Annotated in this window: 15 protein-coding genes; 8 read left to right on the top strand and 7 right to left on the bottom strand. The window is 54.6% G+C overall.

What is annotated here, in order from left to right:
* Positions 1 to 3: 3 nt before the first annotated feature.
* Positions 4 to 651, top strand: coding sequence for a DUF975 family protein (locus tag A6395_RS01660; RefSeq protein WP_071397616.1), 648 nt, complete (start codon positions 4 to 6; stop codon positions 649 to 651).
* 22 nt (positions 652 to 673) lie between these two features.
* Here the strand turns inward: A6395_RS01660 and A6395_RS01655 are convergent, their stop codons facing one another.
* From A6395_RS01655 to A6395_RS01645, 3 genes are read right to left on the bottom strand one after another with little or no spacing between them, the layout of a single operon-like run.
* Positions 674 to 910: a DUF2188 domain-containing protein gene (locus A6395_RS01655; protein ID WP_071397615.1), complete on the bottom strand. Its 237-nt coding sequence runs from the start codon at positions 908 to 910 to the stop codon at positions 674 to 676.
* A gap of 42 nt (positions 911 to 952) precedes the next feature.
* The gene (locus A6395_RS01650) at positions 953 to 1,825 is read right to left on the bottom strand and encodes an NAD(P)-dependent oxidoreductase (protein WP_071397614.1); all 873 of its coding nucleotides are present in this window, start codon (positions 1,823 to 1,825) and stop codon (positions 953 to 955) included.
* The gene (locus A6395_RS01645; protein WP_071397613.1) at positions 1,822 to 3,555 is read right to left on the bottom strand and encodes an ABC transporter ATP-binding protein; all 1,734 of its coding nucleotides are present in this window, start codon (positions 3,553 to 3,555) and stop codon (positions 1,822 to 1,824) included. The genes A6395_RS01650 and A6395_RS01645 overlap by 4 nt, the downstream gene beginning before the upstream one ends.
* A gap of 105 nt (positions 3,556 to 3,660) precedes the next feature.
* Between A6395_RS01645 and A6395_RS01640 the strand changes: the two genes are divergently transcribed.
* The 7 genes from A6395_RS01640 (at position 3,661) to A6395_RS01610 (ending at position 11,379) form a co-directional block, all read left to right on the top strand.
* On the top strand, positions 3,661 to 4,767 hold the full coding sequence (locus A6395_RS01640; protein WP_071397612.1) for an exonuclease SbcCD subunit D: 1,107 nt from the start codon (positions 3,661 to 3,663) through the stop codon (positions 4,765 to 4,767).
* A complete protein-coding gene (locus A6395_RS01635; protein WP_071397611.1) occupies positions 4,764 to 7,775 on the top strand; it encodes an AAA family ATPase in 3,012 nt (1,003 codons plus the stop codon). The genes A6395_RS01640 and A6395_RS01635 overlap by 4 nt, the downstream gene beginning before the upstream one ends.
* A gap of 5 nt (positions 7,776 to 7,780) precedes the next feature.
* Complete coding sequence (locus A6395_RS01630; protein ID WP_071397610.1) at positions 7,781 to 8,563, top strand: AAC(3) family N-acetyltransferase; 783 nt, start codon at positions 7,781 to 7,783, stop codon at positions 8,561 to 8,563.
* 41 nt (positions 8,564 to 8,604) lie between these two features.
* Positions 8,605 to 9,492, top strand: coding sequence for an alpha/beta hydrolase (locus A6395_RS01625; protein WP_071397609.1), 888 nt, complete (start codon positions 8,605 to 8,607; stop codon positions 9,490 to 9,492).
* Positions 9,493 to 9,611: 119 nt separating this feature from the next.
* Positions 9,612 to 10,022: a hypothetical protein gene (locus A6395_RS01620; RefSeq protein ID WP_071397608.1), complete on the top strand. Its 411-nt coding sequence runs from the start codon at positions 9,612 to 9,614 to the stop codon at positions 10,020 to 10,022.
* 62 nt (positions 10,023 to 10,084) lie between these two features.
* Complete coding sequence (locus tag A6395_RS01615) at positions 10,085 to 10,441, top strand: hypothetical protein (RefSeq protein ID WP_071397607.1); 357 nt, start codon at positions 10,085 to 10,087, stop codon at positions 10,439 to 10,441.
* A gap of 86 nt (positions 10,442 to 10,527) precedes the next feature.
* The gene (locus A6395_RS01610) at positions 10,528 to 11,379 is read left to right on the top strand and encodes a sulfite exporter TauE/SafE family protein (RefSeq protein WP_252100496.1); all 852 of its coding nucleotides are present in this window, start codon (positions 10,528 to 10,530) and stop codon (positions 11,377 to 11,379) included.
* A gap of 29 nt (positions 11,380 to 11,408) precedes the next feature.
* Here the strand turns inward: A6395_RS01610 and A6395_RS01605 are convergent, their stop codons facing one another.
* The 4 genes from A6395_RS01605 to A6395_RS01590 form a co-directional block, all read right to left on the bottom strand.
* Positions 11,409 to 11,603, bottom strand: a complete 195-nt coding sequence (locus A6395_RS01605) for a hypothetical protein (RefSeq protein ID WP_016510851.1) — start codon at positions 11,601 to 11,603, stop codon at positions 11,409 to 11,411.
* A gap of 64 nt (positions 11,604 to 11,667) precedes the next feature.
* On the bottom strand, positions 11,668 to 12,198 hold the full coding sequence (locus A6395_RS01600) for a biotin transporter BioY (protein WP_016510846.1): 531 nt from the start codon (positions 12,196 to 12,198) through the stop codon (positions 11,668 to 11,670).
* Between the two features lie 110 nt (positions 12,199 to 12,308).
* The gene (argH, locus tag A6395_RS01595) at positions 12,309 to 13,694 is read right to left on the bottom strand and encodes an argininosuccinate lyase (RefSeq protein WP_070327174.1); all 1,386 of its coding nucleotides are present in this window, start codon (positions 13,692 to 13,694) and stop codon (positions 12,309 to 12,311) included.
* Positions 13,687 to 14,898: an argininosuccinate synthase gene (locus A6395_RS01590; protein ID WP_070327175.1), complete on the bottom strand. Its 1,212-nt coding sequence runs from the start codon at positions 14,896 to 14,898 to the stop codon at positions 13,687 to 13,689. The genes argH and A6395_RS01590 overlap by 8 nt, the downstream gene beginning before the upstream one ends.
* Positions 14,899 to 14,991: the final 93 nt, after the last annotated feature.

Genomic DNA, 14,991 nt, shown 5'->3' with positions numbered 1-14,991 from the left:
GTCATGCAATCAGCAGTCTATAAACAATTTGCGCTCCGGATGTTGTCCGGAAACTGGGGGATCTCACTCCTTGCCGTGCTCTCGACGATGCTCGTTCAAGCGATGATCACGACGCAACTCGATTTGTCATCGACGGACCCGTTCGTCATGCTCGTCTCGATCGGTCTTTTGTACGGTGCGACCGTCTTGCTCGCCCCGCTCGAGATGGGACGAAACTGGATCTTCCTCGACATCGCCAAAGCGGAAAAACCAAGGTTCGGTCTTTTGCTCGAGTCGTTCGGGTCCGTTAAAGACTATGTCCGTGCCGTCACGTATTACGCCGTGTTCTATCTTGGACTGAACGTGCTCATGCTCTTCTTGATCGTCCCGGGCGTTTGGTTTTACTTGACGTATCGAATGGTCCCGTTCATCCTTCGCGATCAACCTGAACTGTCGGCGTTCGCAGCGATGCGTGAGAGCCGACGCCTCATGCACGGCAAGAAGCAAGTCATGCTTAGACTCTATGCGAGTTTTATCGGCTGGTACGTGCTCGTGCTCATGACAGGCGGGATCGCCTATATCTTCGTCCAGCCGTATCTTCATACGGCGCTCGGCGGCCTCTACCTCGAAATCAAAGCAGAAAAACAAGCAAACGAAACCACGGCCGGCTGAATCTCAGCCGACCGTGGTTTTTTTATGAGCCGTGCCGATCCGACTTCTGTGGATCGGGCGCGTCCTCAAAGTCTTGTCTTTCTTCATTCGTCGCATGTTCATGCCACTTTTTAGCCTGTTCTGTCGCAATCGGTATCGCTTTTTGATCGGAATACCCTTGAGCTATTAGGGCATTGGCGATATCGATCGCTTTCTTTTTGACGAGCGGGTCGAAGTTTTTCAGTGATTCCGGATAATCTTTCATATTCCAAGGCATCATGATCACTCCCTTCTGTACTACTAATTCCACAACAACGTCGATTCAAACGTCCTGGTGCATGTAGTATTCGATGAGCGCCTGTGTCCCGTTCTCACCGTATCCGTTCTCTTCTAAAATCGAATAGAGTCGGTATGCGAGCTCGAGGCTCGGCAGTTTGACACCTAACTCTTTCGCGCTCTCGAGGGCGAGCGCCATGTCCTTGATGAAGTGTTTGATGAAGAAGCCTGGGGAATAATCTTCGACGATCATGCGAGGCACCAGGTTTTCGAGCGTCCAACTGCCGGCCGCGCCCCCACGGATCGTCTGGCGCAATTGATCGGGGTCGAGCCCGGCACGCTTCGTGAAGGCGAGCAATTCGGCGTTGCCCATCATGATGCCGGCGATCGCGATCTGGTTGGCGAGTTTGGCGTACTGGCCGCTCCCGGCGTATCCCATCCGTTCGATCGCTTGCCCCATCGCTTCAAACAGCGGCATTGCTTTCGTGAACGCGAATTCGCCACCGCCGACGAGAACCGATAGCGTCCCGTTCTTGGCGCCGACATCTCCGCCCGTGACCGGGGCGTCGAGCGGGAGCAGGCTACGGTCGATTGCGGCTTCAGCGATTCGTTCGGCGAGCTTCGGTGACGATGTCGTCATGTCGATGACGAGTGTGCCTGGTTCGGCGGAGTCGAGAATCATCCCTTTACCGAAATAGATGCTTTCGACGTCTGACGGATAGCCGACGATTGTGATGACCGCATCGGCGTTTTGACACACCGCTTCGATGGAGTCACACCACGCCACGCCTTCTGCGAGCAGGTCGGCGGCCTTGTCTTTCGTCCGCGTGTACGCTTGGACGGTATAGCCTGCCTTCATTAAGTTTCTGACCATCGATTGACCCATGACGCCGAGTCCGATAAATCCGATTGTCTTCATTGTTGATTTCCTCCTAGTAGTTGCTGTTTAACGAGCCGTTCATATAATTCGTTGTCTTGAAGCAGCGTCTTGTGCGTACCGATTCCGCTAATGCCGCCGTTCTCGAGAACGATAATTTGATCCGCGTGTTGGACGGTCGAGAGGCGGTGGGCGATGACGAGCGTCGTCCGTCCTCTCATGAGCCGGTCGAGCGCCTCTTGGACGACACGCTCGGACTCTGAATCAAGGCTCGACGTCGCTTCGTCGAGCAATAAGATTTGCGGATCGCGGAGCAGCGCCCGGGCGATGGCGAGCCGTTGCCGTTGTCCACCTGATAAGCGGACACCGCGTTCGCCGATTTCGGTCTCGAGGCCGTTCGGCATCACCTCGATGAACGACCAAGCGTTCGCCATTTCACAGGCGTTTTGAATCTCGGTCTCAGTCGCGTCACGCTTCAGGCCGTACAAGATGTTTTGTCGGACCGTTCCCGAGAGGACAGGTGAGTCTTGGGCGACATAACCGATGACTTGCCGCCAGTTGTCGCGGCCGTACGAATCGATGTCGCGGTCGCCATAAAGGATACGACCCGACGATGGAACGTAAAACTGTTCGACGAGCGCGAACAGCGTCGTCTTCCCGGCGCCGCTCCGTCCGACGATCGCGGTCGTCGCCCCGAACGGCACGGTCATCGAGATGGCGTCGATGACCGGTTGCTCATCATAGCGGAACGTGACGTCCTCGAACGTCAGTGTCGACTGTTGGATATTTTCTGTGGTAGCGGCGTAACGTTCCGGTTCGACTGCGAGCAGCTCAGAGATGCGCTCGGTCGCGCCGCGAGCCTTTTGCAGGCGCGTGATGAATTCAGTCATCGTGATGAGCGGGGTGATGATTTGGAACAAGTAGAGCATGAAAGCGAGCAGCGCCCCGGTCGATAACGCCCCGGTCGAGACACGGTACGCCCCGAAACCGAGGATGGCGATCAGCATCGCCGTCAGTGTGACGTTCAAGAGCGGGATCAAGATCGCTTGAATTCGTCCTTCTTTCACACCGTAATTGAACAAGCGTTCAATCCGCCGGCTCCCTTCGGCGACTTCTTCCCGTTCGGTCGCCTGTGATTTGACGAGCCGGATCTCACCGAGCAGCTCGGCGAAAAATCCAGACAATCCGCCAAGTTCGTGTTGCGTCTTCTTGGCGATCGTCCGTAATTTCCGGCCGAGCGGGATGACGATCACGAGCGTCGTCGGGACCGAGAACAAGATGACGAGCGTCATCTGCCAGTCGAGCGTGAACAAGATACCGACGGCCCCGATGACCGACACGAACGACGTGAGCAGCCGGACGCTCTGTTCTGACAACAGCTGTTGTAGCGTCGTCGTATCGTTGTTCAAGCGTGAGACGAGGTCCCCCGATTTGACACCGTCATAGAACGGGATCGGCAATGCGACGAGGTGCTCCCATAACGTCGTCCGGAGATTGGCGACGACGCGTTGGCCGACAATATGTAGCCAATAGATGGAAATGGCGCTCGAGACGACTTGAACGAGAAAAGCGACGACAAAAATGGCGACGAGCCGAGCGTCGAGCACGGCCTCGCTCCAATTGTCGACGACTCGTTGCAAAATGAGCGGGATGGCGAGGGCTGCCATCGCTTGGACTAAAGAAATCAATACGGCACCGATAAACAATTGTTTCGGCGGTTTGGCGACTCGGAACAAGCGAAGGAAAGCTTGCCAAGTAGTTGTGGACTCCATCGAACGTCCCCCTTTCCTATTAACTGTCGCTGTTTCGAAAACAAGTGTCAAGACGTCGAACCGTTGCGGTGAAAAATGCTAGAATGGAAAAAGAGGTGAGAACGAATGAAATGGATACATACGGCCGATTGGCATTTAGGAAAAATTGTCCACGGCCGCCACATGACAGAAGATCAACGCATCATTTTATTTGAATCGTTTTTACAAATTGTCGACGAAGAGAAGCCGGACGCGATCGTCGTCGCAGGCGACTTGTACGACCGGTCCGTTCCCCCGGTTGAAGCAGTCGATTTGCTCGATGAGATGTGGAAAGCGATCGTGCTCGAGCGGAACATTCCCGTGCTCGCGATCGCCGGCAACCATGATTCGGCCGAACGGCTACAATATAGTTCGAAGCTGTTGACGAAAGTCGGGCTCCATATCGTCGGGAAGTATGAGCCGGGTGTGGAACCGATCATCGTCGCTGGCATCCCGTTTTACTTGATGCCGTTTTTAGAACCGGCCCGGATCCGCTACACGCTGCAAGACGAGACGATCCGGACCCATCACGACGCGCTCACGGCCGTCGTCGAATCGTTCGGTTCCATCGATGCCCGAGCGGTCGGGATCGGCCACAGCTTCGTCGCCGGGGGTCTCGAGACCGACTCTGAGCGGCAATTTTCGGTCGGCACGGCCGGACAAGTCGCCAAAGGACTGTACGAACCGTTCGGTTATACGGCGCTCGGCCATCTCCATAACCGCGACGCGCTCCGCGATGATAAGATCGCCTATAGCGGTTCGCTCATGAAATATTCATTCTCTGAGGCGAACCATGTGAAATCGGTCGATGTCATTGAATGGGACGGAGGATGGACGCGCCGCCGTCGTCCACTTCAAGCAAGACGCGACTTGCGCATCTTGACGGGCACGTTGAATGAACTGCTCGACCCGGTGTTCTATCAAGACGAGAAAACGGATGATTACTTGAAAATCGTCTTGACCGACGAGTCTGCGTTATTCGACCCGATGGCGAAACTGCGGACCGTCTATCCGAACATCTTGCATCTCGAGCTCGAGCTGTTGCGCCGCCAAGACGAGACGTCCCGCTTCGAGCGTGAGACGCTCGAACGGCAGTCGATCGAGGACGTCTATATGGAGTTCTATAAAGCTGTCCATGGCCGAGACGCCGATGAGACGGTACGACGATTCGTGGAAGGAGATGGACCGATATGAGACCTGAACGATTGACGATCACCGCATTCGGTCCTTACGCCGAGACGGAACAGATCGACTTCACACAGCTTGAAGGGCGCTCGATGTTCGTCATCAGTGGACGAACCGGCGCCGGCAAGACGACGATTTTTGACGCGATGACGTTCGCCTTGTATGGACGGGCAAGCGGTGCCCTCCGGAACGCCAGTGATTTTAGAAGCCAATACGCCGACCCGGAACGAAAGACGGAGATCGATTTCTCGTTCACGATTCGCGAGGAGCGGTACCGGATCGTCCGCCAGCCCCAACAACCGCACCCGAAAAATAAGACACCGATCCCTCATGAGGCCGTCCTCTATGAATGGGCGGACAGCTGGAAACCGCTGGCGACGAAAGTCGGGGACGTCGAGCAACAGATCGAATCGTTGCTGCAACTTGATTATGAGCAGTTCAGCCAAATCCTGCTGCTCCCGCAAAACCAGTTCCGCCAACTACTCGACTCGGACTCGATGAAGAAACAACAGATCCTCCAGTCGATCTTTAAGACCGAGGCGTATCGAGCGTTTCAAGAGAATTGGGTCGAGCGGTATGGCAAGTATCGGAAACAAGTCGAGTGGGCGACCGAGACGACACGCTTGAAGCTGCTCGAACTTGAAGACGATGACATCGAAACCGTCGCCGAGCGTAACTTGCCGGAGATTCAGGACTGGCTCGAGGCTAGAGAAGAGCGCCTGTTGACCGCGACCGAGTCGTTACGAGGCGAACGGGATATACAATCGAAACGGGTCGATGCGATACGGAGCGAACTCGAACAGGCGAACGCGCTCGTCCGTTTGTTCGTCGAACGTGACGAGCAGGCACGCGCCCTTGAACGCTACAAATCGGGTGAAGCCGACCGGGTGGAGCGCCGCCGATTGATTGAACGGTTGGAGGCGTCAAGCCGTGTCCGGCCGTTATACGATCGCTACTTGGCGAATCGACAAGATATCGAACGGCTAAATCATGATATCGACGGTGTTCAAACACGGTTGACACAATACGCGAGTAAACTAGACGAGCTCCACGCCAAGACGGAGCGCATCGCGTCTTCGAAGCAAGAAGTCGAGACGATTACCGCCCGTCTGAAAGCCATCGATGACATGCTTCCGTTCGTGGACGAATGGCAGACCGCCGTGACAGAGCGAGACGAGTTGAAACGCTTGACCGACCAACTCGCCGTCTTCAAGGACGATTCTCGTTTAACCGAACTGAGACGGCAGGAAGAGATGTTGTCAGCAGAGCTCGCACAGGAAACGACACCGAACCGTCTCGTCGAAGCTGAACGGAAGTATGACCGGCTCACGGCACACGCGCAACTCGAGGCAAGATTTCAAGCTGTAACGGAGCGGCTCGCATCGTGCGAGCGCAACGGCAAGGAAGCACAACGGCGTCACAAGGCCCAGTCGGATATCGTCGAGCAATTCATGCATGAAGAGCAGGCGTTATGGGCACAGAAGCTCAGTGCGACGCTCGTCGACGGTGAGCCTTGTCCCGTATGTGGATCGCGGACCCATGGGACGGTCGCGTCGCACGAGGTGACGAGTGACCAAGGCAATCTCGTCGCCGCGACGGAGATGCTGAAACAATATGAGGCGGCCTTGCACGAGGCGAGAGCGGACTACCGGGCGTTGAAGCAACAGGCTGAAGAAGTCCGGGGCGAACTCGAATCGTCAAGACAGGCACTCGACTTGTCCGGGTCGGTTCAGGAGGCGACCGTTCTGCAAGAGCGACTCATCCGTTCGCTTCGAGATGAAGAGCGGGCGCGTGCTCAAGCGGAACGCACGTACCGCACGGTCATGACAGATCTAAAACGATTAGAGAAAGAGAAACGCGAACTGACGGAGCGACGGCAGGAATTGCTCGAGCGGTTGCAAGCCGTCCAGGAACGGCTCCAGGCGATGCGGCAACCGGACGCGGCCTCGCTGCAACAACTGCAAGCCGAACGTGACGCGCAATCGACGCGACTCGACCGGCTGCAGCAAGTTATCGCGCAGTATGAACGCGAACTCGAGGACGCGACACGCTTGAAGTGGACCGAAACAGAACGTTTGCGGCTTCTGAACGAACGGCTCGACCTCGAGAAGAAACATTTTGACCAGACCGAGACCGAGCTCGAGGAGTCGCTAGCGAAAAACGAATTGAGCCGTGACGTCTTTTTGACAAACGTCGAACAGATCGACACGTTGTCGTCGCTGCAAGAGCAACTCGCGGAAGAACAGGCAGACGGGATCCGCCTCGAACACGGCTTCAACGCATTGACCGACAAGATCGGTGATGCGGTCAAACCGGATCTCGTTCTGTTAAACGACCGATTGACGACAGCGCAGGCAAGTCTCGACGCATTGGCGGAACAACTCGTCACAGCGGACAGCCAATTGAAGCGCCATCGCCATGTCATCTCGGAATGGGACCGGCTTCGAGACCAGACCGCAGACGAGCAACGCAATCTCGAGACGGTCAAACTGATCGCCGACACGGGTCGTGGTTTGAACCCGCAGAAACTGACGTTCGAGACGTATGTACAGACCGCGTTCTTCGATCAGATTTTACATGCGGCCAACATTCATCTTGATCTGATGACGAGTGGGCAGTTCCAACTCGAGCGAAAAGTCGGGACAGCGAAAGGAAACGCAAAATCTGGACTCGAACTATTGGTCTTTGACGCCTATACGGGACAATCCCGACGCGTCCAAAATTTGTCGGGCGGGGAAGGGTTCAAAGCCTCGCTCGCCCTCGCGCTAGGGTTGGCCGAGGTCGTCCAGCAACTGAGCGGTGGTGTCAGTCTCGAGACGATGCTCATCGACGAAGGCTTCGGGACGCTCGACGCCGAATCGCTCGACCAGGCGATCGAACTGTTGATGTCGTTGCAGTCGAGCGGACGGCTCGTCGGTGTCATCAGCCACGTCCAAGAGTTGAAAGACCGCGTTGATGCGCGGATCGAAGTGAAAAAATCAAGAAGCGGGTCGACGATCCAGCTCGTTGTGGAGTGAAACCGATGAAACATATGGAAACAAGATCAAGTTTGGTCGCCCTGTTACGCGAGAGCGGCATCAAGTCGGGGGAATCATTATTCGTCCACAGCTCGTTATCCAAGCTCGGGTGGGTTTGCGGCGGACCGGAGGCGGTGATCGAAGCGTTACAAGACGTCGTCGGGCCGAGCGGGCTCATCATGATGGCGACTCAAAGCGGGGATAACTCCGACCCGGCCGAATGGGAAGCGCCGCCCGTCCCGAGCGAGTGGTGGGACGAGATCCGAGCCGAGATGCCTGCTTTTGATCAACGGAAAACGGCGACTCGCGGCATGGGCCGCGTCCCCGAGCTGTTCCGGACGTATCCGGACGTACACCGGAGCGAGCATCCGATGTGGTCGGTCGCGGCCTGGGGTCGTGACGCCGAGCAACTGGTCGCGAATCACACGACCGATATCGGATTCGGACCAGGGTCACCGATCGAAAAAATGATCGAACGAGACGCTCGTATCCTCCATCTCGGGTCGCCGCTCGATGCGACGACGTTATGGCACTATGCCGAATATGGAATCGACGGACCGGTGAAGCAGTTCGGTTGCGCCTTATACGAGAATGGCGAGCGGGTGTGGAAGACGTTCGAACATACGGACGTCAACAGCGATCCGTTCGGTGCCATCGGGGAGAACATCGTCAAGCGGGCGGACGTCAAGACGTTCGTGATCAATGAAGCAACGTGTTACTTGATCCCGGCGTCGACATGGGAGCCGGTGCAACACGCCTTGATCGCGTTACGGAGCTGGCTCCGATGAAACGATCTGGCAATATTTTGAAGATGAAGGAGAGTCGGGCGATGAGTCGATGGGGGAAATATATAGGAATTGCGGTAAGTGTCGTGGTGATCGTCGCCATGTTGGCCGTCGTCGGCATCTCGACCCATATCGGCGACCAATTGACGTCGCCGGTGCGGGAGACGCTGACGTTCACGCCAAAGGCGCTCGGCATCAAATATGAGAACGTGACGATCCAGGCAGAGGACGACAACGACCTGTACGGTTGGTGGATCCCTCATCCGACGCCACGGGCGACGATCGTCTTCGCCCATGGTTATGGGAAAAACCGCGAGCAGTCCGACTTGCCGCTGAAAGAACTCATCCCTGAGTTCCATGAGCAAGGCTACCAGTTTTTGACGTTTGATTTTCGTGGCTCGGGCATCTCGGAAGGCGATCGCGTGACGGTCGGGGCGAAAGAACAGACGGACCTGATGGCCGCCATCGATTTTGCGAATGAGCGGACGGATGGACCGATCGTCCTATACGGCGTATCGATGGGAGCGGCGACGGCACTCGTGACAGCCGATGAGATGGATGTCGCGGCCGTCATCGCCGACAGTCCGTTTAGCGATCTTCGCGGTTATCTCGAGACGAATCTGCCGATATGGAGCGATTTGCCGAACTTCCCGTTCACACCGGTCATCATGACCGTGACGCCGTGGTTCACTGGCCTTGATGCGGATATCGTGAAGCCGATTGACGATGTCGCTCAAATCGAGGCACCAGTGCTATTGATTCATAGTGAAGGAGACGACGCCATCCCGGTGAGCGAGAGCGAGCAATTGGCCGAAGCCGGGAATGAAGTCGAGTTGTGGGTGACGGAGAATGATGGCCATGTGCAGTCGCACCGTTCGTACCAAACCGAGTACCGCCAGACCGTCTTCGACTTTTTAGAGCGCGTGTTGTAAGTGTGGAGTCTAGGGGAGACCTAGACTCTTTTTGCTTGACGGAATAGAACGCAGTCGATGTGAGAAAATGCGGTGTTTACCAGTGATATTAAAGGTAAAACGGAGAAAGGTGTGAGCGGATGGCGATTATCAAGAATCAAGAATTATATATCAAGTTGTTTCCTAGGAAGTATGCAGAAACTGGGGATGACCCGTTCATTGCTTCTTTGTTACACATCGAGATTCAGAATACAATCGTCTTCGATTTTTACGGTTCCCTGCTCCTAGAGTCGGAGTATGAGGATTTATTGGGTCGTATGGAATCGATGTTGAGCGGTTCGTTGAAGCGGGTTGTTCTGAATCCGGTCGAACCCTATTTTGTGTTGCGAATCGAAAAAGATTATGATGAGCTGTACAAATGGGTATTCTATAACAAGCTTGGACTGAAGCGGATTGATGGGTTGATTGTCACGAAGGAAGAGATGGTAGAATTCCATAGACAGTTGCAACAAGAGATGACCGGAATCTTGCCACCACCGTTTCTACCTTGACTCTTGAGGACGAGACATCGATTATTTTTGTAAGAATATTACGTATGCTTGGAGGAATTGCAATGGAAGAAAAAACAGAACAATTTGTGAAAGCAGTTTACGCGACCGTTGTACAAGATGGGCTTCACGACTATAAAAAGATGTATGAGGACGAAATAACATTATCAGATTCTGATCCATATACTAATGCGATTCACATGTATCAACAGATGGATGCTGAACGACAAAAGTTGATGATGCATCTGATTGAAGTCGTCATGGTGGACACGGTCTCACACGTCTTCGGATTGATTGACGGTAGCTCGACATTGAATGATTCAGACATTGAAGCGACATTATTACTCGATGATGTCGATACGGAAGGGGAGCTGCAAGATTCTTTCATTGGCTACTTGCACGAAGAAAACTTGTATCCGTAATCGATTCAAAGTTAATTCTAGGGGCGCATGAAGCGCTCCTTTTTTGATATGATTAGTTATGAAAAGGAAAGAAAGAAGGGACTACCATGGATGTAATGGCATTACTATCGTTTCTACTACTCGGAACGCTCATCGGGATTTTGAGCGGATTCTTCGGCATCGGGGGCGGGATATTACTCACGCCGCTCTTACTCGTCTTCGGATATGAAGCGAGTGCGGCCATCGCGCTCAGCTTGATGCTCACGCTCGGGTCGACGACGGCGGGTACGATTTCACATCTCAAACTGAAAAACGTCAATCCAAAACACGCCCTCTTGATCGGGGCGTTCGGGGTCGTCGGGACGTGGGTGGCGACGCCGCTCGTCTTTTACTTAGAGACTCTCGACGGGGCGAAGCCGGTCATCTCGCTCGCCTACATCGCGCTACTCACATACTTCGCCGTCTCGTTTTTCCGTTCGAAGCAACATGAGGAGGGAAGTATCGGATCGGAATCGGTGTCACGACTCGGTTTTATCGGTCTGTTCGGCGGATTCATCTCGTCACTCATGGGCGTCAGCGGCGGGTTCGTATTGACCCCGCTCCAAGTCAAGCTGCTCAACACCGAGATGAAACGGGCTGTCGGGACGAGTATCGCCGCGGCGTTCCTCATCGTCGTCTCGGGCGTGATCAATTACGCGGTCGCCGGTGCCGATACGAACTATTGGCACGGTTTGGCGCTTATTGCCGGTGCGATGATCGGTTCGCCGATCGGGGCGAAGCAGTTACAACGGTTCAGTTCGCAGCTCGTCAAGAAAGCGCTCGGCGGATTTTACGTCGCCGTCGCCATCAGCGTCGCCCTTAACTTGCTCGGCTTCAATGACATCTCGCTCGGACTGCTCGTCGTCCTGGCGCTTTCGTTCATCGTCGCACTGTTCATCCGGCCGCGACGAAAGAAATGACAACAAAACCCCGTCCGTGGACGGGGTTTTTAGCGTCTAGAAATATGATCAATGTTTTCTTGGATTTCGCCGACTTTGCTCTTCGCTTCACGGAGTCGTCGTTCGAACGCCTCTGTGTCGCGTTTCTCATCACGCGATTCATCTTTGCCGCGCTTTGGTCCTTTTGTGGAGCGATGGAGATGGGTCGCTTTCATCAAGCGTTTTTTAAACGTTGAGTCGCTCATAAGGACACCCCCCTTCCATACTATATAAGTTCCACATAAGGAAGAAGGCGAAACGTTTGAACACTCACGAAGCAAGTAAACGTCGGACTTGCGAATTTGCCGAGACTTTGACGGCGATGGCTGCGGCGAGCACCGCTTTAATGACGTCGCCGAAGATGAACGGGATGTTCACTTTAAGCGCATCGATAAACGATAGACCGAATACGGCTTGGAGGCCGAGGCTGCCGACGAGATAGACGAAACCGAGACCAATCAACAGGTTGTAGGCAACGAGGGCGGGGAAAGAGCGATATCGTTCTGACAACCACCCGATCAAGTAAGCGGCAATCGGGAACGCAATCAAATAACCGACCGTCGGGCCGACGAACGGGGCCAAGCCGCCGGAACCGCTGAGGACCGGGAGACCGATCATTCCGAGAAGTAGATAGACGACGACGGCGAGTCCGCCTTTTTTGGCACCGAGAATGGCGCCGATTGTCATGATGCCGAGCATTTGCAGCGTGATCGGGACGGGTCCGATCGGGATGGCGACAGAACCGATACTAGCCAGCAATGCGGCACCGATGGCCACTTGTGTCAAATCATGAATCTTCATATGTAAACCTCTTTTCTGTTAACGTTGACTATGTATAGGTTAACATCTAATGATTTACGTTGGCAAGCATAAAATGAGCACCTGGTCATGATTGGCCAGGTGCTTTCGTGTCAACTCGTTGGTTGATGAAGTTTTGTGGCCGCTTCCGTAAGTTGCGTCCGTACAGCATCGAAGCCGGTCCCGCCGTAGCTATTCCGGCGTTTGACGGCCGTGACCGGTGAGAGTGCCTCGTAGACGTCAGTCCCGATCAAAGTGGAGTGAGTTTGATACGTCTCTAAAGGAAGCTCTGACAAGTAGAGGCGCTGCTCGATACAGTAGCGGACGAGCGTACCCGTCACTTCGTGGGCCTCGCGGAACGGCAGTCCTTTCGCGGTCAAGTAGTCGGCGAGCTCGGTCGCGTTCGAAAAATCGCGCTCGGTCGCTTGTTTCATCGTGTCGGCGTGGAACGTCATGTCTTGAATCATGCCGGTCATGATGCTCAAACTACCTTGAAGTGTCTTGACCGTGTCGAACATACCTTCCTTATCTTCTTGCAAGTCCTTGTTGTAAGCGAGCGGTAGACCTTTCATGATCGTGAGTAGACCCATCAGGTTACCGATGACACGACCCGATTTGCCGCGGACGAGCTCGGCCATGTCGGGGTTTTTCTTTTGCGGCATCATGCTCGAACCGGTCGAGAACACGTCTGAGATCGTGATGAATTTAAATTCTTCGCTGCTCCACAAAATAAGTTCCTCGCAAAACCGTGACAAGTGCATCATCAGGAGTGATGCGTTTGATAAATATTCTAAGATGAAATCACGGTCGCTGACCGCGTCGAGGCTGTTCGGATAGACCCGACTGAAACCGAGCAGCTCGGCCGACCGATGACGGTCGATCGGGAACGTCGTCCCGGCGAGCGCACCGGCACCGAGCGGACTCATATCGATCCGTTTCAAACTGTCACTGAAGCGTTCCTTGTCACGGTCGAGCATCCAAAAATATGCGAGCAAATGGTGGGCGAGCGAGACCGGTTGTGCCCGTTGCAAGTGCGTGTAGCCTGGCATGATTGTCTCGACGTTGTTTGCCGCATGGTTATAGAGCGCCGTCTGTAGTGCTTCAATGCCTTCGATCGTCTCACCGACGCGACGCTTCAAATACAGGTGCATGTCGGTCGCGACTTGGTCGTTTCGACTGCGTGCCGTATGCATCTTCCCGGCGACCGGACCGATTTCCTCGCGAAGTAACGACTCGAGGTTCATGTGGATGTCTTCATGGAACACGCTGAACGACAGCTCGCCGGCTTGTGCTTTCTCAGCGAGGGTGTTCAGACCGCCGATGATCTGTTCGGACTCGTCAGCGGTTAAAATGTGCTGGTCCCCGAGCATCGTCACATGGGCGATGCTCCCTTCGATATCTTCTAGCACGAGCTGGGCGTCGAAATGGATCGAGGCACCAAACTCATCGACCCATTCGCTCGCTGTCTGCTCGAACCGTCCCCCCCATAGTTTACTCATGGGGCATCAATCCTTTCTCGGCTAACACTTCGGCCTGGACTTTTGTCGGTAGGCCCCAAAGTTTGATGAAGCCGACGGCAGCCTGTTGGTCGAACGTATCGGCTGACGTGTACGTGGCAAGTTGTTCATCATAGAGCGAGATCGGCGACTTCCGTCCGTCGACGATGGCTTGACCTTTGAACAGTTTCATCCGCACCGTTCCGGTCACCGTCTGTTGTGTCTCATCGATGAAGGCGAGGAGTGCTTTCGTGAGCGGTGAATACCACAGGCCATTATAGATCGTCTCGGTCAATTTTTGTTCGACGATCGGTTTGAAATGGGCGACTTCACGAACGAGCGTCAACGCCTCGAGCGCGTGGTGTGCCGTGATCAACGTCATCGCCCCAGGTGCCTCATACACTTCACGCGACTTGATACCGACGACCCGGTTCTCGATATGATCGATCTTGCCGATCCCGTGGGCGCCGGCGGCGATGTTTAATTGTTCAAGGATCGACGTGAACGTCGCTGGTTTCCCATCGAGGGCGACCGGGACGCCTTGTTTGAATTCAATCTCGACGTACGTTGGTTCATGCGGCGTATCCTCGAGCGGCGCCGTCAATTCATAGGCGCTTGCTGGCGGAGCGGCCCACGGGTCTTCGAGGATGCCACACTCGACGGCACGACCCCAAATATTTTGGTCGATCGAGAACGGTTCTGCTTGCACGATCGGAATCGGGATATCGTGTTTGGCGGCGTAGGCGATTTCTTCCTCCCGCGACCATTTCCATTCCCGGACCGGTGCGATGATTTCGAGCGACGGGTCGAGCGCGTGGATCGATACTTCGAACCGGACTTGATCGTTGCCTTTGCCGGTACAGCCGTGAGCGACAGCGACGGCTCCTTCGGCTTGTGCGACCTCGACTAGCTTTTTCGAGATGAGCGGCCGTGATAAGGCGGAGACGAGCGGATAGACACCTTCGTACATCGTGTGAGCCTGCATCGAGTAACGAGCGAAGTCATTGACGAACTCATCAACGGCATCGATGACGACTGATTTGACGGCGCCGACCTTGAGCGCTTTCTGTTGGATATGCTCCAAATTTTTGCCTTCCCCGACGTTCAAACAACAAGCGATGACGTCATACCCTTGTTCGTTCAACCATTTGATGGCGACCGAAGTATCCAATCCACCTGAATAAGCTAATACGAGTTTTTGTTTCATTTCGTTGCACCCCTTATACATAATTATTCATCTGTTTCTATAAATATACAACTTACATTAAAGGATGCTGGGGTGGAAAGCAATGGTTTTCCT

It is taken from the genome of Exiguobacterium sp. SH31 (assembly GCF_001816105.1).
GTDB lineage: Bacteria > Bacillota > Bacilli > Exiguobacteriales > Exiguobacteriaceae > Exiguobacterium > Exiguobacterium aurantiacum_A.
This window is presented reverse-complemented; position numbering and strand designations above follow the sequence as displayed.

Excerpts from the sequence above, each read along its gene's own strand:
- A6395_RS01660 (WP_071397616.1), top strand. The coding sequence starts at position 4 with ATGCAATCAGCAGTCTATAAACAATTTGCGCTCCGGATGTTGTCCGGA.
- A6395_RS01655 (WP_071397615.1), bottom strand. The coding sequence starts at position 910 with ATGATGCCTTGGAATATGAAAGATTATCCGGAATCACTGAAAAACTTC.
- A6395_RS01650 (WP_071397614.1), bottom strand. The coding sequence starts at position 1,825 with ATGAAGACAATCGGATTTATCGGACTCGGCGTCATGGGTCAATCGATG.
- A6395_RS01645 (WP_071397613.1), bottom strand. The coding sequence starts at position 3,555 with ATGGAGTCCACAACTACTTGGCAAGCTTTCCTTCGCTTGTTCCGAGTC.
- A6395_RS01640 (WP_071397612.1), top strand. The coding sequence starts at position 3,661 with ATGAAATGGATACATACGGCCGATTGGCATTTAGGAAAAATTGTCCAC.
- A6395_RS01635 (WP_071397611.1), top strand. The coding sequence starts at position 4,764 with ATGAGACCTGAACGATTGACGATCACCGCATTCGGTCCTTACGCCGAG.
- A6395_RS01630 (WP_071397610.1), top strand. The coding sequence starts at position 7,781 with ATGAAACATATGGAAACAAGATCAAGTTTGGTCGCCCTGTTACGCGAG.
- A6395_RS01625 (WP_071397609.1), top strand. The coding sequence starts at position 8,605 with ATGAGTCGATGGGGGAAATATATAGGAATTGCGGTAAGTGTCGTGGTG.
- A6395_RS01620 (WP_071397608.1), top strand. The coding sequence starts at position 9,612 with ATGGCGATTATCAAGAATCAAGAATTATATATCAAGTTGTTTCCTAGG.
- A6395_RS01615 (WP_071397607.1), top strand. The coding sequence starts at position 10,085 with ATGGAAGAAAAAACAGAACAATTTGTGAAAGCAGTTTACGCGACCGTT.
- A6395_RS01610 (WP_252100496.1), top strand. The coding sequence starts at position 10,528 with ATGGATGTAATGGCATTACTATCGTTTCTACTACTCGGAACGCTCATC.
- A6395_RS01605 (WP_016510851.1), bottom strand. The coding sequence starts at position 11,603 with ATGAGCGACTCAACGTTTAAAAAACGCTTGATGAAAGCGACCCATCTC.
- A6395_RS01600 (WP_016510846.1), bottom strand. The coding sequence starts at position 12,198 with ATGAAGATTCATGATTTGACACAAGTGGCCATCGGTGCCGCATTGCTG.
- argH (WP_070327174.1), bottom strand. The coding sequence starts at position 13,694 with ATGAGTAAACTATGGGGGGGACGGTTCGAGCAGACAGCGAGCGAATGG.
- A6395_RS01590 (WP_070327175.1), bottom strand. The coding sequence starts at position 14,898 with ATGAAACAAAAACTCGTATTAGCTTATTCAGGTGGATTGGATACTTCG.